This is a genomic window from Nocardioides baekrokdamisoli (genome assembly GCF_003945325.1).
Taxonomy (GTDB): domain Bacteria; phylum Actinomycetota; class Actinomycetes; order Propionibacteriales; family Nocardioidaceae; genus Nocardioides; species Nocardioides baekrokdamisoli.
Map to the genome: position 1 here is coordinate 2,835,124 of NZ_AP019307.1, position 16,821 is coordinate 2,851,944.

Here is a 16,821-nt window from a genome sequence, read left to right on the forward strand (position 1 = left end):
CTCCCGTTCGGTCAGTTGTTGATCATGCCGGCGCCGACGGTGATGCCGGTGGCTTCGTCGATGAGGATGAAGGAGCCGGTGGTGCGGTTTTGGGCGTAGACGTCGGCGAGTAGGGGGGTGGTGGTGCGGAGGTGGATGCGGCCGATTTCGTTGAGGCCCAGGGTGGTGGCGTCGGGGTCGCGGTGCAGGGTGTTGACGTCGAGGCGGTATTGGATGTCTTTGACCAGGGCCCGGGCTGACCGGGTGGTGTGTTTGATGGCCAGTTTCTGGCGTGGTTGTAGGGGGGTGGTGGACATCCAGCAGATCATCGCGTCGATGTCTTGTTTGGGGACGGGGGCGTTGTGGATCCGGGCGATCATGTCGCCGCGGGAGACATCCACGTCGTCCTTGAGCCGTACCGTCACCGACATCGGTGGGTACGCGGCGTCGAGTTCCTGACCGAAGAGGTCGATGGCCTCGATGGTGGTGGTCATCCCCGAGGGCAGGACCACGATTTCGTCGCCGGGTTTCAGGACGCCGCCGGCGACGGTGCCGCCGTAGCCGCGGTAGTCGTGGTGTTGGTCGGATTTGGGGCGGATGACGTATTGGACGGGGAACCGGACGTCGCGGTAGTCGCGATCACTCGCCACGTGGACGTGTTCGAGGTGGTGCATCAGGGTGGGGCCTTTGTACCAGTCCATGTTGACTGACCGGTCCACGACGTTGTCGCCTTGGAGTGCGGAGATGGGGATGATTTCGAGGTCGGGGACGTCGAGTTTGGTGGCGAAGGTGGTGAATTCTTCGAGGATGGTGCGGTAGACGTCTTCGGAGTAGTCGACGAGGTCCATTTTGTTGATTGCCAGGACGAAGTGGGGGACTCGGAGCAGGGACAGCAGGACGGCGTGGCGGCGGGATTGTTCGGTGAGGCCGTGGCGGGCGTCGACGAGGATCAAACCCAGATCTGCGGTGGAGGCGCCGGTGACCATGTTGCGGGTGTACTGCACGTGGCCGGGGGTGTCGGCGATGATGAATTTGCGGTTGGGGGTGGCGAAGTAGCGGTAGGCCACGTCGATGGTGATGCCTTGTTCGCGTTCGCTGCGGAGTCCGTCGGTGAGCAGGGACAGGTCGACGTAGCCGTGGCCTTTGGCTTCGGAGGTCCGTTCCACGGCGTCCAACTGGTCTTCGAAGATTGCTTTGCTGTCGTAGAGCAGGCGACCGATCAGGGTCGACTTCCCGTCATCCACCGAACCAGCGGTCGCGAATCGCAGCAGGTCCATGTGGCGCCTGCCAGTCGTGTTGTCGGGCATCAGAAGTAGCCTTCCTTCTTGCGGTCTTCCATGGCTGCTTCGCTGAAGCGGTCGTCGCCGCGGGTGGCACCACGTTCGGTGACGCGGGCGGTGGCGACTTCGGTGATGATCTCGTCCACAGTGCTGGCCCCGGATTCCACACATCCGGTCAACGTGATGTCACCCACGGTGCGGAACCGGACGGTCCGTTCGGTGACGGTTTCCCCTTCGCGCAGGGTGTTCCATTCGGATTCCGACAGCAGCATCCCGTCGCGTTCGAACACGCGGCGTTGGTGGGAGCAGTAGATCGAGGGGATCTCGATGCCTTCGCGACCGATGTAGTCCCAGATGTCGAGTTCGGTCCAGTTCGAGATCGGGAACACCCGCATGTGCTCACCCTGGTGCAGTCGCCCATTGTAGAGGTTCCACAGTTCGGGGCGCTGGTTCTTGGGGTCCCATTGGCCGAACTCGTCACGGTGGGAGTAGACCCGTTCCTTCGCGCGGGCCTTTTCCTCGTCACGTCGACCGCCTCCGAAGGCGGCGGTGAACCCGTTGTCCTCGATCGCATGGAGCAGGGTCGCGATCTGCATCCGGTTGCGGCTGGTCTTGCCGTCCTCGACCACGATCCCGTCCCGGATCGCGTCATCGACACTGGCGATGACGAGTTTGACTCCGAGTCGGTTGACCCAGTTGTCGCGGGTGGAGAGCACTTCAGGGAAGTCGCGTCCGGTGTCGACCTGGAGGACCGGGAAGGGGATCTTGGCGGGGTGGAACGCTTTCTCGGCCAGACGCAGCATCACGATGCTGTCCTTGCCGCCGGAGAACATCAGTACCGGCCGCTCGAACTCGGCAGCGGATTCACGGAAGATGTGGATCGACTCGGCCTCCAGCTGATCCAACTGGGAAAGGCGATAGTCGAGGACGGTCACGGGATCCCCTTCGTTTCGCGTTCTTCTGGAGTCGGACGGTGCCCAACTAGAACGTGTTCTAGAACGATAGGGGTTGACATGACAGTTGGCAAGACGAATGTCATGTGGAACGTCGTCGACTCGGGTAACGTTGCCCGCGATGACGCACGCATCCACTGAAGAGCTCGCACTCGACACCCGGACTCGTCTGCTCCACGGAGCTCTCGATTGCATCCGCCGGGGTGCCCGGGTGTCGTTCGCCGACGTCGCCAGAAGTTCCGGCGTCGCACGACAGACGATCTATGCGTACTTTCCGGACCGCGACTCGCTCACGAATGCCGCTGTGGATTTCGCCGCGATTCAGGTGACTCGAGACGTCATCGCGAGGACCGAGTCCTGCGACTCTGCGGCAGATGCGCTCGTTGAGGCGCTCGTCGCCTTCTACCTGGCCGCCAAGACTGATCCGGCGGTGGGGCAGGTCGTGGCCATGACGCTGCACCCCCGCACCGCCGACCGAGGAACCATTCCCTCCGAGGCGATGCGCCTCGTACGGTCGTTCGTCCGCCCCCGACTGGTCATCGGGCGCTCGGATGCGGAACTCGACGAGGTGGCTGAGGTGTTCCTCCGCTATCTGCTCTCGGTGCTCGCCTACAGCTCGACCAACACCGAGACGGTGGAGTCGTTGCGTACGTTCCTGCAACGGCGGATGGTCCCAGCCCTCGGGCTCGACTGATCCGTCGCGCCCGAGGGTGGGGTGGCCTCAGTTGTCGTGGAACTCGCCGCAGTCCACGTTGAGCATCGTCCCGGTGACAGCGCTGGCCAGGTCACTGATCAGGAAGAGCGCCGCGCGCGCGACCTCCTCGGCCGTCGCGAGTCGCTTGAGATCCGTCGGCTCAGCCTTCTGGCGGTAGATCTCCTCGTGTGTCGTTCCGGCCTCGCTCGCGAGCCAGTCGAAGTAGGCCTTGTTGACGTCCTCGTAGATGTAGGACGGCGCGATGCTGTTGACCCGGATGCCGCGGGGGCCGAGTTCGGTCGCCAGCGAGGAAGCCAGGTGTGCGAGGGTGCCCTTGGACAGCTTGTAGCCGCCGAATTCCGGCTGTGACGCGTGGATGACGGCGGAGTTGATCATCACGACGGAGCCCTGGGAGGCGGCGAGTGCGTCCGCGAAGGCTGCCGTGAGGCGCAGTGGGGCGAACACGTTCGTCTCCTGCGCCGCCCGCAGACCGTCCAGCGTGAGCGTGGTGAGCGGGTCCATCGGCGGGATACCGAACGCGTTGTGGATCAGTCCGTCGACGTGCCCGAACTCGGCCAGCGCGGCCTCGACGAGGTGTGCGTGGGCGCCTTCGTCGGTGATGTCGGTGGGTACGACCAGGGCTCGCCGGCCGGTGGCGCGTACGGCCTCGGCCATCTTCTCCAGACGGCGTTCGGTTCGGCTGACCAGGACGAGGTCGGCGCCCATCGCTGCGGCTTCCAGGCCGAGCGAGCGACCGAGTCCCGGTCCGACGCCCGACAGGACGATGACTTTGCCTTCAAGCAGTGTGTTCAACGGATCATCCTCAACTAATCATGCGGCGTGCGACGCCGACCTGTCGGTCGGCGATCCGGGCTGCGTACTCCTTCGGAGTGACGCTCTGGTCGTGGGGAAGTCGGAGGTCGGCGAGCTTGATCAACTCGACGTTCGGGCCGTCGGCTCCAGTGAGTGCCCGGTCGAGCCGTTGCCAGCGCAGCATCATCACGCCGTGGGGGTGGCCGCAGAGTTCGAGCCAGTTGGCGACGCCCGGGTCGCGTTCTGAGATCACGTAGCGGATCAGGCCGTCGGGGTCGACAACCGACTGCGCGCGGGTCAGCGAGGTCTGGTGGTGCTCGTAGTCGGTGGAGGCGTACCAGCGCGAGCCGATCTGGATGGCCTGGTACGCGCACTCCGCGGCCGGCACGGTGACGACGAGCGCCTCGTCCTCGGCGAGCTCGTAGTGGCCGATCGAGCTGAACTGCGAGGTCAGACCGCCGGGGGTCGACTTCGGCGTGGTGAGGGTGTTGACCGGCTCCTTGTAGGTGAACCAGTCGGGGAATGCGTACCAGGTCTGGATCCGGCCGATCAGCATCTTCGCGGCGACGTCGTACCGCTTGTCGACACTGGCCTCCGTGGGTGCCTTGCGAGGCACACCGGCGGTGTCGAGTCGCTGCAGCCTCAGGGTGCCGCGGTCCTCGCTGCCCCAGTCAGAGAAGACCTCGCGAATGATGAGCGTTGAGCCCTTGCGCAGCCCGAGGGTGGCACCGAATCGCCACCGGAACGTGCCGTCGGCGGCGATGTCGAGTTCGCGGTCGTCGAACGCGGCAAGGGTGCCCGGGCTGCCGTCGGCGCTGTAGGTGCCGTCCATGATCTGGAAGGACAAGTCGGCGCTGGTGCCACGGCGGCCGGTGAGTTCGTACTCGGCGCCCTCGGTGAGGAAGGCGGTGAAGTAGATCGCGTCCGGATTGTCGAGGCCCTGTCGGGCGTACTGGTGCGTGGGGTTGATCAGGATCGGATGGTCGATGTCGTAGTCGAAGGCCATCTGGATCGAGGAGCGAATGCTGCCGGCCAGATATTCACGGCCCTCGGCGCGCTCGACGTCTGTCGCCTCGAAGGGCGGATTCTCAATCATGCGGCCGGCTTCGGCGATCGCGTCGCGGAAACGGTCGAGCGCGGTTGTCGTCACGAGTCCTCACAGGTACTAGAACGTGTTCTAGTTGGACCATACACTCAGGACATGGACCTGGAAACGGTGGAAGCCATTCGCTCGCTGAAGTACCGCTATCTGCGCACGCTCGACCTCAAGTTGTGGGACGACTTCGCCGACACGTTGTGTGAGGACGTGGTCGGCGACTACGGCTCGCCGTCGGGCGGGCAACCGCTGCACTTCGAGGGTCGCGACGCGCTCGCCGGGCACATGCGTACGGCGCTGGCCGGACCGATCGCGACCCAGCACGTCGCCTCGCACCCGGAGATCACCGTCGACGGGGACACGGCTGTGGGGAGTTGGGCGATGCAGGACACGGTGATCGCGTCGGAGTTCGGGGTGGTGATCCGTGGAGGCGCCTATTACACCGACACCTACCGCCGTGAGGATGGCGTGTGGCGGATTGCCTCGACGGCGTACGAGCGGATCTACGAGACCATGGAGACCTTGACCGGCAGCGAGACGACGCTCACCGCGTTCATGTGGAGCTAGGCCTGGAAATCGATCCCGGTCAGTTCGGCCGATCTGTCCCACAGCGCTCGCGAGGCGGCGGTGTCGAGTGAGGCCGGCGTACGCGACGCCGGACCCGGCCAGCCGTACAACTCGAACATGCCGGTCGGGCCGATGTAACTGTTGCCCGGGACGTCCTCGGTCGCTGCGTACAGCGAGGGAAGTGCGCCCTTCCACGGCGGCATGCCGGTGAGTTGGTGACCCCAGCCGCCGACCGCCTTGCGGAGACGACTGGTGGAGTGCGCGGTGATGTTGGTCCCCGTCGTGCCCGGATGCGCACCGGTGGCCCGCACCGGGCTCGGCGCCTCGCGAAGTCGGCGGTCGAGTTCGGTGAGGAACTGCAGGTTCGCCAGTTTTGAAGCGGCGTACGCGGCGTACGCCTTGTAACCCCGACGCGCCCAGTCGAGGTCGTCGAGTTGCAGGTCGCCGGTCTTGTGTGAGGCCGATGCGACGACGACCACGCGCTCGCGGATCCTCGGCAGCAACAGGTTGGTCAGGCTGTAGTGACCCAGATGGTTGGTCGCGAAATGCATCTCGACGCCTTCGGGCGTCAGTTCGTACGGCACCCCGAGCACGCCTGCGTTGTTGATCAACACATCGATCTCGCCGACCGTCGCGGCGAAGGTGCGTACCGATGTCTGGTCTGCGAGATCGACGACGCCGATCTCGACCGAACCGCCGTTCGCCGGGGAGATGGTGGCTGCTGCTTCCTCGCCCTTGACCCGGTTGCGGACCGCCATGATCACGCGCGCACCCGCCTGCGCAAGGGCATCGGCGGTGGCCAGCCCGACGCCGCTGCTTGCGCCGGTGACGAGGAACGTCCGGCTGGGCTGGGGTGGGACCTGTTTCCAGCGGCTCATGGAGATGAGGTTAGGCCAGCAGCTCCTTGACCAGTGGGACGACCTTCGTTCCGTACAGCCCGATCGAGCTGAGCAGTTGGTCGTGACTGACCCGCTGGTCGTACTTCAGATCGAACCGGTTCACGCCGAGCGTCTTGACCGTCGCGGCGACCTTGCGGGCCACCGTCTCGGGTGAGCCGACGTACAGCGCGCCACCCTCGATCTCGCGTTCGAAGTCCCCGGGCCGCGGCGGCGCCCAACCACGCTCCGCACCGATCTTGGTACGCATCGCCAACCACCCGTCGTACACAGCGGCCCGCGCCTGCTCGTCTGTCTCGGCAACGAATCCGGGGGAGTGGACGGCCACCGGTTGCCGGGGAGCGCCGAACTGGTCCTGCGCCCGCTCGAAGAGATCGATGTACGGCAGGAAGCGGTCCGCGGGACCGCCGATGATGGCCAGGAAGAGTCCGAATCCATGGCTCGCGGCGCGTACGACCGACTCCGGCGTGCCGCCGACTCCCACCCAGGCCCGGATGCCGTTCTCGGTCTTCGGGAAGACCTCCTGGTCGGTCAGCGGCGCGCGGGTCGTGCCGGACCACGTCACCGGCTTCTCGGTCAGCAGGTCCTTGAGCAGTGCGAGCCGCTCCTCGAAGAGGATGTTGTAGTCGGCGGTGTCGAAGCCGAACAGGCTGAAGGACTCGATGAAGGAGCCCCGACCGGCCACGATCTCGGCGCGCCCGTTCGAGACCGCATCCAGGGTCGCGAACCGCTCGAAGACCCGCACCGGATCGTCGGAACTCAGGACGGTCACCGCTGACCCGAGGCGGATGTGGTCGGTCTTCGAGGCGACCGCAGCCAGGACCATCTCCGGGCTGGACACCGCGAAGTCGGGGCGGTGGTGCTCGCCCACGCCGAAGAAGTCCAGGCCCACCTGATCGGCGAGTACGCCCTCCGCCACGATGTCGCGGATCACCTGGGCGTGGTGCTGCGGCAACCCGTCGGGGCCGACAGTCACGCCGCCGAAGGTGTCGAGTCCGAACTCCACCTCAGTCATGGTGGTTGAACATGCAACTGAACCAGGGCATTCCCTTGGAGGTCTACGGGGCGAGGACAGCCTTCGCGATCGAGTTGCCGGCAGCGATCTTGCCGCAGGACGACGGAGCGGTCTTGCCGGCGAAGCGATCCAGGATCCAGCCGTACGCCTGCGGCAACCAGAGAGCGGTGGAGCCGATGTGCGACAGCGGGTACTCGACGTACTGGGTCCGGATGCCGCGAGCACAGTACGTGCGGGCCAGGGTGCGGACGTCGCCGGCGATCATGACACCGTCACCGGCGCCGTACTTGGCGGACGGGAGCGTGCCCTCCTGGTAGCCGCCATTGCCCTGGCCGATGAACAGAGGCGCCGACGGGGTGCCGCCAGTGCTCATGATCAGCTTGTTGATCGTGTTGACGAAGGCTGGGATCCGGTACGGATTCTGGTACGCCGGCAACGCCATCTTCTGCCAGGTCAGGCCCGGGTAGTGGCCCAGCGCATCGGCGATCGCGGCCTTCTGCAGGGCTGCGACGACCGTGCGGCCGTACGCGTTGAGGTACTGGGTGAGATTGATGTGGTACGACCGGCTGATCCCGATGATGGCCATCGGAATGACGCCGGACCAGACCAGCGAACCGCCGACGTACGTCAGGTTGTGAGCCGGGTCGACCAGCACACCACCGACGGCCGTGCCGACGATCCGCGGGGCGACGTCAGGTGCGTACGTCTTCGCCTGCTCGGCGGCCCACTCGCTCCCGATCGCGCCACCGGAGTACCCGATCAGGGCCACCTTCGCGGTGTTCGGGATCTGGGTCGCGGACGTCCGGCTGATCGCGCGGATCGAGTCCAGCGTGACCCTGCCGTACTCCGGGCCGGCAGCGAAGTCGGCCGACTGGCCCTCGGTGTCCGGGATGTTGATGGCCTTGCCGGAGAGGAGCAAAGGTGCGAAGAGGAGCGTCTCCACGTTGGCGATCCCCTCGCCGGCCCCGCTGCCGCCAGCGATGGCCACGGACGGCTCGTCGGCAGGGTTCAGGGAGTCGTAGAACGACTGGTAGGAGACCACCTGCTTGATCGGACCGCTGGCGCCGAGCGGGCGTACGACGGTGGTCACGCCGACCGCCGCGGCGCCGAGAGCGTTCGTGGTCCGGAAGAGGATCTGGATCGCCTTCAGCGGAAGTGCCAGGCCCTGGATGGAGTAGTTGACCGTCCGGGTCCGGAGCACGGCGCCGGGCGCGTACTGGCTCAGCGGCTTGGTGCCGGTGTAGCGGTAGAACGGGTCGGTCGGGGACACGGCCTGGGCCGGGGCCAGGAGCGAGGCCATGGCCGCGATGACGGCGATGAGGGCGATGAGCACTTTGCGCATGGGGACAGCTCCTGGACGGGGGAGGGGGCGCAGTGACTCTACGTGAAGGCTGCGAGCACGGTGGGCAGTCGCTCTGGTTGGCCAAATTGTCGGCGGTCGTTGGGACATTGAAGCCATGCTCGAAGTACCTGTCCTGCCAGCCATGGTGATGCCGTCGGCGCCGCTGGTCGACGACCTTGGTGCCGAGCGCCTGGTGGTCGCTCAGACTGAGACGTGGCTTGCGACTCAGACGCAGTCCCAGGAAGCAGTCCTGTGGTGGCCCCACTGGCGACGGACAGACCCCGTTGAGGTCCAGGGTCCGGTCCATCTGCGCGCCCTGATCACCGCTCTACTGAGCGACGATTTCGCCGGTCTCACGCTGGGGCTGGAGAGCGACGGTCCGTGGGCTCAGGTTCACGGCGACTCGTCGATCGACGTGGAGATCGAACTGCACCCGCACCGTCACGAGGGACGTTCGGGCGGGATGTATTTCGAAAGGGTTCAGCCTGTCGCGCCTGCTGGAGCGGCTGCGCTCGGTTGGGCATGGGTACGCCGCCGGCCGCTGCCGGAGGGATTCCGACTCGATCCGCGGGTCATTCCGCAGGGATCCGGCTGGGATGTCGCGTTGTGAGAGTCCCTTTGGCTGCCGAAATTGTCGGAAGCCTCCGATACGAATGTCCTAAGGGAAATCAGGGGCGCTCAGCGCCGGGGGAGAGTGGTACCGATGACGTTGACGACTGCGCAACTCGACCGGGCGTGCGGAGCACTGCTCGGCACCGCGATCGGCGACGCTCTGGGAGCCGGTTACGAGTTCGGGTCCGCACCGCTCGGGCCGGAGGGTCCGGCCATGATCGGCGGCGGCCTCGGCAACTTCGCGCCAGGGGAGTGGACTGACGACACCACGATGATGTGGTGCATCGCGGACGTCGCTGCCCGCGGCATCGACCTGCGCTCCGATGAGGGGCTCAGCGCGATCGCCCGCAACTTCCGGGACTGGTACGAGACACGTCCGCGGGACATCGGCATCCAGACGTCGCAGATCCTCGGACGGGTGGGGTCGGATCCGACCGCAGCCGGCATGACAGAGGCGGCGGCTGAGTTGCACCGGCGCGCCGGGCGTAGCGGTGGCAACGGTTCGCTCATGCGTACCGCGCCGATCGCCTTGCCTTATCTCGATGATGCGGACGCCGTCGCTTCGGCGGCTCGCGCGGTGAGCGCGCTGACCCACTACGAGGACGATGCGCAGGACGCGTGTGTCCTGTGGTCGCTCGCCATCCGGCACGCAATCCTCATGGGGGAGTTCGACGCACGAGTCGGGCTGAGGTTTCTGACGCCTGCTCAGGCTGCCCGCTGGGAGGGCCTGATCACCGAGGCGGAGACACGCGAACCTGGAGCGTTCACTCCCAACGGTTGGGTGGTCGCCGCGTTCCAGGCGGCTTGGTCGGCCATCGTCCACACGCTGGTGCCGGATGTGGATCCGTGCCGGCACTAGGGCGATGCCTTGGTGACGGCGATCAACGTCGGCGACGACACCGACACGGTCGCAGCGATCGCTGGCGCACTCCTGGGTGCCCGGTGGGGTGCCTCGGCGATCCCGGCGGACTGGCGGCGGGTCTCGCACGGCTACCCGGGACTCAAGGGCGACCGACTCGTCGAGCTGGCCACCCTCGCGGCCAACGGCGGTCCGATCATCTACGACTGGCCCCTGACTCCGAAGATCGGCTACGAGAAGTTCGCGCCGCGCGGCGTCTGCGTGCAGCACCCGTACGACGGGCGGTTGATGATCGGCGACGTACGGGCGCTTGGCGCGCTGCCAGGCCACATCGACGCGGTCGTCAGCCTCTGTCTGGTCGGCACCGAGCAGGTGCCGTCGGATCGGGAGTCGGTGGTGTTCCGGCTGATCGACAACGACGACCCGGACGAAAACGTCAACCTCGACTTCGTCCTGGCCGACGCCGTGCAGACGATCGCGAAGCTGCGCGGCGAAGGGAAGTCGGTCTTTCTCCACTGCGTGGCAGCGCAGAGTCGTACGCCCACCGTGGCCATCGCGTATGCGATGTCGCTCGGGGCTGAGCTGAGCGTGGCCAGGCAGCGAGTGCTCAACGTGCTTCCGGGCGCGGCGCCCAACCGCGCCTTCGAGGGTGCCCTGCGCCGTTTGGTGCAGGGCACCATTGCGGCGCCGGCCCGATCGGACTTCGCGCCCGAACGCGGGTACGCTCCGGCCCGCCTGCTGCGTGAGGCTCCGCGCTACCCGCTCCCTGCTGACGGGCCCGTCACCGTGTGGACGATGCGCACTCCGAACAAGGAGATCATCGGCACGATCACGTTCAACGACGCAGGCGCAGACTTCGAGATCGTGACGCCGACGCCCTCGATGAACGCGCAGGAGTACGGGCTGGAACTCATCGGATTCCTCAGCGACCTCTCTGCCAACGAGACTCCGATCAAGGACGCGCTGGCTGAGATCAGCAGCGCCTACGCGGGCGACTACTCCGAAACACAGGGCACGTGGAGGGCTTCGCCGTCCGCACCGCCAGCAGCGGAGTAGCCCGAATCGGCAGCCGCGCCGGCGTAGCCCTTCGGTCGACGCTTGCCGTCGGCCGAAGGGTGATGCGGACGGGCTGACCTGTAAGCCGGGTTCTGTACGCAGCACGCTGCGCAGCGATCATCCATCTACGAACGCCGTTGCCGGCGCCCTCCAGCGCTCTACCCGGACGCTTGGGCGGGCAGCCCTCAGCGCGTCCTGTCTGAACTTGCTCCAGGTGGGGTTTGCCGAGCCCCCTCGGTCACCCGAGGGGCTGGTGAGCTCTTACCTCACCGTTTCACCCTTACCTCGTTGCCGAGGCGGTCTCTTTTCTGTGGCACTTTCCCGCGGGTCACCCCGGATGGCTGTTAACCATCACCCTGCCCTGTGGAGCCCGGACTTTCCTCGCCTCCCGCTTGAGAAAACTCAGCGCAAGCCGCGATCGCCCGGTCAGCCCATCCGCAGACGTGCAGCGTACGGCCGCGCAGCCCGCGTACGCCAGACGTCGCCGCTCAGGCGACGGCCTTGTAGATCTCGTCGACGTACTTGGCTGCGGTCGCTTGGTCGGTGGCGGTGACCTTGACGGTGAGCGCACCGCTCGTGCGCGTGCAGATCGCCTCGGAGCCGCTGGTCGAGGTGCTGGAGGAGCAGATCGCGTCACCGACCTTGGCGTACGTCATGCCTGCGGTGAGTGTTGCGCCGCCGCCGATACGGGTCGCCTCGACGAGCACCTGCTTGGTGCCGCTCGCGTAGAGGGCCATGTCGGTCCCAGCGCCGAGCGTCGTCTGAGCCGAGGTGAGGGAGGGCTTGATCTGCGTGTCGACGGTCGTGTTGCGGGTGAACCCGCCGGACAACGTGCCGGGCAGCGTCAGGGCCGCGCTCGAACTCGTGGCCGGCGACGAGTCGCCAATCTGGGCGAGCCCGAAGCCTGCGCCGCCACCGACCAGCAGGCTGATGACGCCCACTCCCACAGCCAACTGAATCGGCTTCGAGGGCAGAGAGGGCTTCGGTCGGCTGGCCTTGACAGGCTCGGTCGCCTCAATGATGTCGGCGTTCGGCTGCGGGTCGGTGGTCATGGAGTGCCCTTCAGAGATGCATGGCGTCCCTGATCGGGCGCCGTGGGGACCCTAGCCGTCGCTGATGTGAATGCGCTGGCAGGTCCCTGTGGAACATGCGCTCCCGCGCGGTTGTTACGGCGCCATGGGAGAGGCGGGTCATGTCCGAGTTCGAGTTCACAGCGCCCAGGGCGATCTTCATGCCGCAGCGTGGGTACGAGGACGCCTACCGCACGGCGTACGACCTGCTGGTCCGGCGGTTCCCGGCTGAAGCGTTGTCGCTGATCGAGCCTGCCCTGGCCGAAGACTCGGACCACCGCGGGCTGTTGACCCTGCGGGCCTGGGCGTACATGCTCCGCGCACAACTCGGTCGAGCAGAGGCTGATCTGCGCGCGCTCGTCGAGCGTGACCCCTCGGATGCGTGGGCTTTGCACGGGCTGGGTCGCGTCCTTGAGCGGCAGTTCCGTCCGGCCGAGGCGCTGGGCTACCTTCGTCTGGCGGCGGTGATGAGCGACGACTACGACCATCAGGCTGCGGTGTACCGAGTGGAGCAGCAACTCGCCCGCGAATCGTGACGGCTCGCTAGGGTCTGCCCATGCGGAGAGTGACCCCTTGGGGATTCATCGGGATCGGCGGGCTGGCGTGCGACCTGTTCCTGTACGGGGCGTCGGCCACGTTCGCACCGCTGTGGGTGGTCGCCCTGATGGTCGTGATCTGGCTGCCGCTGATGGGGCTGGGCATGAAGTGGTTCAACGACCGAGCGCTGTGGACCTTCTGGGTCTCCGTCGTGGGCGCCGTGCTCTGGCTGGGCGAGATCGCCCTGGTCGCTGCGACGAAGTAGCCGAATTCCGGGTCTCGGTGTGACGGATGTCGGGTTTCGACCTGACAGAGGTCGGGTTTCGGCATCAGTCGGGGAGGACCAACCAGCCGTTGGTGTCGGCCACGGCAGCGGCTTCGTCGCGGTTCTTCGCCCCGAGACGGCCGGTCGCGGCCGCAAGATGATTGCGGACCGTTGCTCCCGACAGATACAGGGTGCTGGCGATCTGCGCCACGGTCTGGCCGGCGCGTACGCCGATGAGGACCTCGGTCTCGCGGGCGGACAGGGGAGAGGTGCTCACGTCTCCACGCTACCGGTTGGGACCGACGAGTTGGTTGAGTGAATTCGCCGGAGGGGTCACAGCCAGCCGTTGGACTCGGCGAGCCGTACGGCCTCGGCGCGATTGGTGGCCCCGGTCTTCCCGATCGCGGCGGACAGATGGTTGCGGACCGTGCCCTCGGACAGGAACAAGCGGCCTGCGATGGCCGCGGCGGATGAGCCGTCGCGCGCAGCCTGGAGTACCTCTGTCTCCCTCGGCGACAGTGGTGAGTCACCGGTCATCAACGAGTCGGTGGCGAGCTCCGGGTCCACCACGCGCAGACCTTGGGCGACGCGGCGTACGGCCTCGGCCAACTGCGCCGCGGGCGTGTCCTTGACGACGAACCCGCTTGCGCCGGCCTGAAGTGCGCGCCGCAGATAGCCCGGACGCCCGAACGTGGTCACGATCAGAACGCGGACGTCGGGCAGTGCCTCGCGCAGAGCGGCGGTCGCCGCGATCCCGTCCATCCCGGGCATCTCGATGTCGAGCATGGCGACATCGGGGGAGGACGACCGGGCCGCGGCCACCACATCGAGGCCGCTGCCCACCTCGGCGACCACCTCGATGTCGGGTTCGAGGTTGAGCAGTGCTGAGAGTGCGCCGCGTACGAGCGCCTGGTCGTCGGCCAACAGGAGTCGAATCATCGGACGGCCACCTCAACGACGAAACCGGGAGTGAGGTTGCGCGTGGTGACCGTCGCCGCGTTGGCACGCGCCCGTTCGCGCAGCCCGGTCAGGCCGCTGCCGACCGTGTCGCAGTCGCAACCGCGCCCGTTGTCACGCACCTCGACGTTCCGGTCCGACAGCACGATCTCACACTGCGTCGCGTGCGAGTGGCGGAGGACGTTGGTGATCCCTTCGCGGACTGTCCATGCGAACAGCTCACGCAACTCGGTCGGGACTGCGTCCGTCGATTGCGGGAGGACCGGCTCGATACCTGCTGCGTTGAGCGCCTGCCTGGCGCGGGCCAACTCGTTGGGAAGAGTCAGTTCGCGATAACCGCGCACGGCCCGGCGTACGTCCGCGAGAGCGTCACGGGAGAGCCGCTCGAGGTCGGCCAGCTCCTCGCGTGCCCGGACCGGGTCGACGTCGAAGAGTCGTTGTGCGAGCTCGGCCTTGACGGTGATGACAGTGAGGGAGTGGCCGAGGATGTCGTGCAGGTCGCGGGCGAACCGGGTGCGCTCGTTCTCGACCGCGAGGTCCGCGTTCTCCTGGTGTGCCTCGATCAGCTGGAAGTTGCGGGTGATGACCGTACGGATGCCGAAGACGGCGATCGAAGCGGCGATCACGCCTAGCCCGACACCACCGGCTGCGCTGTCCCAACCGTGCCGGAACGCCATTGAGAGCACCGCGACCAGATCGAGGACAGCGACCGCGATGCCGAAACGGGGTGGCAGCAGCATGATCGCCAGCACCGCGATGTAGACCGACGCCGCGAGACCCTTCGGCCCGATCAACGCGACCATCAGGACACCGAACCCGATCAGTACGCCCAGACTGACCAGTGCCTGCGGCCAGGTGGCACGCAGCGGAGTGATCCGGCGATGCAGGAGTTGGCGAGCCCAGATCCAGACACCGACGTACCAGATCCCGAAGGCGACGGTCGCGCCCGCGCCGATCCACTTGTGCTGCTGGATCGCGTAGATCAGTGGATCGAGCAGGTAGAGCAACCAGATGGAGGCGAACCACGGCCCCAACCAACGCGGCTGGTTGGTGGGGGCCATGATGTCGACGCTACTGGTCATCAGACGCGAGCCGTGTCCTTGCTCATGCGCCACGCGGCGCCGGCCACGAAGAGGCCGAACCAGACGACCGCGTTGACCACGGCGTACCAGGGGAGCTCGCTCGTGAGTGGGGATCGAGCGATCTCCGCGACGCCGTACATCGGGGTCCAGTAGGCGATGTCGCGAACGACGGGGGAGTACACGCTCAGCGGGATGAAGACGCCGCCGAGGAAGGACAGTGCGGCCAGCCCCGGGCCGAGGATCTGCATTGCGTTCTCGCCGGGCACGATGTAACCGACGAAGACGCCGAGAGCCGCGAAGGTCACCGTGCAGACGAGGGCCAGCAGCGCGCCGAAGATCCAGACGTGGGTCGGCATCACGGCCTTGCCCTCGACGGCGCCGACGATATTGACCACAACGATTGCAATGCCGCCCATGATCAGCGCCATCGTCACCTTCACCAGGATGTACGCGACTGGCTTGAGCGGGGTCAGCCGGAGCTGACGGGACCAACCAGTAGCCCGCTCCAGCGCCACCATGGCACCCGTCGCGGCTGCCGTGAGCGCCGCGGCGTACAGCGCGATCGAGATCAGGATGTACGCAGCGACGTTGCCCGATCCTGCAGCGCTGCCGGCATCTTGACGGTTCGTGAAGATGAGGGCGAACGCTGCCGGCATCAGCAGGGTGAAGACGATGGTCCGACGGTTGCGGAGCATCCGGGTGAGCTCGATCCGCAGCAGGGTGAGGCTGAACCCGCCCAGGGGCGGGACCCGCCGCGCGGTCACGTCACTGAAGTCGTTCACGGCGCTGCTCATTCGTTGTCTCCCGTCAGGGCGAGGAACGCGTCCTCGAGGTTCTTGCTGGTGATCTCCAGGTCGCGTGCCCCGGTCTCGGTGAGCAGATAGCGGGCGACCGCGTCGCTGTCCTTGGTGTGCACGATCACCTGGTCGCCGCGGAGGTCGAGGCCGTCGACGCCGCCGAGACTGCGGATCCGGTTCTCGATGTCCGTGCTCAGGTCGTCGACGGTGGCGCGTACGGTGCGGCCCGCGGCCAGTGCCCGGATCTCCGAACCTGACCCGTCGGCCACGATCCGGCCCTTGCTGATCAGGATGATCCGGTCGGCGTACTGGTCAGCCTCCTCGAGGTAATGAGTGGCGAAGAGGACCGTACGTCCCCGCTCGGCGTCCGTGCGGATGGCGTTCCAGAACGTACGTCGTCCCTCCACGTCCATGCCGGTCGTCGGCTCGTCGAGCAGCAGCAGGGCGGGGTCGGGGAGCAGCGCCATTGCGAAGCGGAGACGCTGCTGTTCCCCACCCGAGGCCTTGCCAACCTTGCGGTCCGCGACGTGCTCGATACCGGCTTTCCGGATCGCCTCATCCACCGGCATCGTGTCGGCGAACAGGCTCGCGGTGTACTGGACCGTCTCCCGGACCGTGAGGTCCTTGAGGAGCCCGCCGGTCTGCATCACTGCGCTGACGAGTCCGCGCGAGATCGCCTCGCGGGGCTTGAGACCGAGGACGTCGACGGTGCCGCTGGTCGGGTGCGAGAGGCCCAGAATCATGTCGATCGTGGTCGTCTTGCCGGCGCCGTTCGGGCCGAGGAAGGCCACCACCTCACCGTGGTTGAGGGTCAGATCAATCCCTTGGACTGCCTGGACCGAGCCGAAGCTCTTGGTCACGCCGTCGAGGCGTACTGCTGTGGTCATGTCTCGACGATGTCACCTGAGGCCCGCCGGTGCCCATGGTGCGCAGCACGACCTCACCGTGACA

18 protein-coding genes, 1 other RNA gene and 1 pseudogene are annotated in these 16,821 nt (G+C 66.7%); 6 read left to right on the forward strand and 14 right to left on the reverse strand.

All coding sequences use genetic code 11. From position 1 onward, the window contains the following. Positions 1-11: 11 nt before the first annotated feature. Together KCTC_RS13925 and cysD are read right to left on the reverse strand one after the other, a co-directional pair. A complete protein-coding gene (locus KCTC_RS13925) occupies positions 12-1,286 on the reverse strand; it encodes a sulfate adenylyltransferase subunit 1 (RefSeq protein ID WP_125569812.1) in 1,275 nt (424 codons plus the stop codon). Then, positions 1,286-2,194 carry a sulfate adenylyltransferase subunit CysD gene (gene cysD, locus KCTC_RS13930; RefSeq protein ID WP_125569813.1) on the reverse strand — a complete coding sequence of 303 codons (909 nt, stop codon included), beginning with the start codon at positions 2,192-2,194 and terminating at the stop codon, positions 1,286-1,288. The genes KCTC_RS13925 and cysD overlap by 1 nt, the downstream gene beginning before the upstream one ends. Positions 2,195-2,333: 139 nt before the next feature. Here cysD and KCTC_RS13935 point away from each other — a divergent pair, with 139 nt between their 5' ends. After that, positions 2,334-2,906 carry a TetR/AcrR family transcriptional regulator gene (locus KCTC_RS13935; protein WP_164512603.1) on the forward strand — a complete coding sequence of 191 codons (573 nt, stop codon included), beginning with the start codon at positions 2,334-2,336 and terminating at the stop codon, positions 2,904-2,906. A 27-nt stretch (positions 2,907-2,933) separates the two neighbouring features. Here the strand turns inward: KCTC_RS13935 and KCTC_RS13940 are convergent, their stop codons facing one another. Continuing rightward, positions 2,934-3,719, reverse strand: a complete 786-nt coding sequence (locus KCTC_RS13940; protein WP_174233054.1) for an SDR family oxidoreductase — start codon at positions 3,717-3,719, stop codon at positions 2,934-2,936. A 10-nt stretch (positions 3,720-3,729) separates the two neighbouring features. Then, positions 3,730-4,815 carry a hypothetical protein gene (locus KCTC_RS13945; RefSeq protein ID WP_125569815.1) on the reverse strand — a complete coding sequence of 362 codons (1,086 nt, stop codon included), beginning with the start codon at positions 4,813-4,815 and terminating at the stop codon, positions 3,730-3,732. Positions 4,816-4,920: 105 nt separating this feature from the next. Here KCTC_RS13945 and KCTC_RS13950 point away from each other — a divergent pair, with 105 nt between their 5' ends. After that, positions 4,921-5,382, forward strand: a complete 462-nt coding sequence (locus KCTC_RS13950; protein WP_125569816.1) for a nuclear transport factor 2 family protein — start codon at positions 4,921-4,923, stop codon at positions 5,380-5,382. Here the strand turns inward: KCTC_RS13950 and KCTC_RS13955 are convergent. Genes KCTC_RS13955 through KCTC_RS13965 form a run of 3 tightly spaced genes read right to left on the reverse strand, consistent with a single transcriptional unit; the run spans position 5,379 to position 8,635 of the window. Next, positions 5,379-6,260 (reverse strand): SDR family NAD(P)-dependent oxidoreductase, encoded by an 882-nt coding sequence (locus KCTC_RS13955; RefSeq protein ID WP_125569817.1) that lies wholly within the window; start codon positions 6,258-6,260, stop codon positions 5,379-5,381. The genes KCTC_RS13950 and KCTC_RS13955 overlap by 4 nt on opposite strands. A 10-nt stretch (positions 6,261-6,270) precedes the next feature. Continuing rightward, the gene (locus KCTC_RS13960) at positions 6,271-7,293 is read right to left on the reverse strand and encodes an LLM class flavin-dependent oxidoreductase (protein ID WP_125569818.1); all 1,023 of its coding nucleotides are present in this window, start codon (positions 7,291-7,293) and stop codon (positions 6,271-6,273) included. A gap of 43 nt (positions 7,294-7,336) precedes the next feature. Further along, on the reverse strand, positions 7,337-8,635 hold the full coding sequence (locus KCTC_RS13965; protein ID WP_125569819.1) for a lipase family protein: 1,299 nt from the start codon (positions 8,633-8,635) through the stop codon (positions 7,337-7,339). Between the two features lie 115 nt (positions 8,636-8,750). On the opposite strand from KCTC_RS13965, the gene KCTC_RS13970 reads away from it, so the two are divergent. Together KCTC_RS13970 and KCTC_RS15220 are read left to right on the forward strand one after the other, a co-directional pair. Further along, positions 8,751-9,245: a hypothetical protein gene (locus KCTC_RS13970; protein ID WP_125569820.1), complete on the forward strand. Its 495-nt coding sequence runs from the start codon at positions 8,751-8,753 to the stop codon at positions 9,243-9,245. Between the two features lie 93 nt (positions 9,246-9,338). Further along, positions 9,339-11,162, forward strand: a pseudogene (locus tag KCTC_RS15220) (ADP-ribosylglycohydrolase family protein). 65 nt (positions 11,163-11,227) lie between these two features. On the opposite strand, the gene rnpB reads toward KCTC_RS15220, so the two are convergent. Beyond that, positions 11,228-11,596: RNase P RNA component class A (gene rnpB, locus KCTC_RS13980), an RNA gene on the reverse strand. 54 nt (positions 11,597-11,650) lie between these two features. Next, complete coding sequence (locus KCTC_RS13985) at positions 11,651-12,214, reverse strand: hypothetical protein (protein ID WP_125569821.1); 564 nt, start codon at positions 12,212-12,214, stop codon at positions 11,651-11,653. Between the two features lie 140 nt (positions 12,215-12,354). On the opposite strand from KCTC_RS13985, the gene KCTC_RS13990 reads away from it, so the two are divergent. Both KCTC_RS13990 and KCTC_RS13995 read left to right on the forward strand, forming a co-directional pair. Then, on the forward strand, positions 12,355-12,768 hold the full coding sequence (locus KCTC_RS13990) for a tetratricopeptide repeat protein (RefSeq protein ID WP_197715206.1): 414 nt from the start codon (positions 12,355-12,357) through the stop codon (positions 12,766-12,768). A 20-nt stretch (positions 12,769-12,788) separates the two neighbouring features. After that, entirely contained in the window at positions 12,789-13,034 is a 246-nt protein-coding gene (locus KCTC_RS13995; RefSeq protein WP_125569822.1) for a hypothetical protein, read from the forward strand. A gap of 64 nt (positions 13,035-13,098) precedes the next feature. On the opposite strand, the gene KCTC_RS14000 is transcribed toward KCTC_RS13995, so the two are convergent. From KCTC_RS14000 to KCTC_RS14020, 5 genes are read right to left on the reverse strand one after another with little or no spacing between them, the layout of a single operon-like run. Next, positions 13,099-13,311, reverse strand: coding sequence for a response regulator transcription factor (locus KCTC_RS14000; protein WP_125569823.1), 213 nt, complete (start codon positions 13,309-13,311; stop codon positions 13,099-13,101). A 56-nt stretch (positions 13,312-13,367) separates the two neighbouring features. Beyond that, on the reverse strand, positions 13,368-13,973 hold the full coding sequence (locus KCTC_RS14005) for a response regulator transcription factor (RefSeq protein ID WP_125569824.1): 606 nt from the start codon (positions 13,971-13,973) through the stop codon (positions 13,368-13,370). Then, positions 13,970-15,052, reverse strand: a complete 1,083-nt coding sequence (locus KCTC_RS14010; protein ID WP_231998761.1) for a sensor histidine kinase — start codon at positions 15,050-15,052, stop codon at positions 13,970-13,972. Before KCTC_RS14010 ends, KCTC_RS14005 begins: the two co-directional genes overlap by 4 nt. Before the next feature lie 20 nt (positions 15,053-15,072). Beyond that, positions 15,073-15,855: an ABC transporter permease gene (locus tag KCTC_RS14015; RefSeq protein ID WP_231998762.1), complete on the reverse strand. Its 783-nt coding sequence runs from the start codon at positions 15,853-15,855 to the stop codon at positions 15,073-15,075. An 8-nt stretch (positions 15,856-15,863) separates the two neighbouring features. Beyond that, positions 15,864-16,757 carry an ABC transporter ATP-binding protein gene (locus KCTC_RS14020; RefSeq protein ID WP_125569827.1) on the reverse strand — a complete coding sequence of 298 codons (894 nt, stop codon included), beginning with the start codon at positions 16,755-16,757 and terminating at the stop codon, positions 15,864-15,866. Between the last annotated feature and the right edge of the window lie 64 nt (positions 16,758-16,821).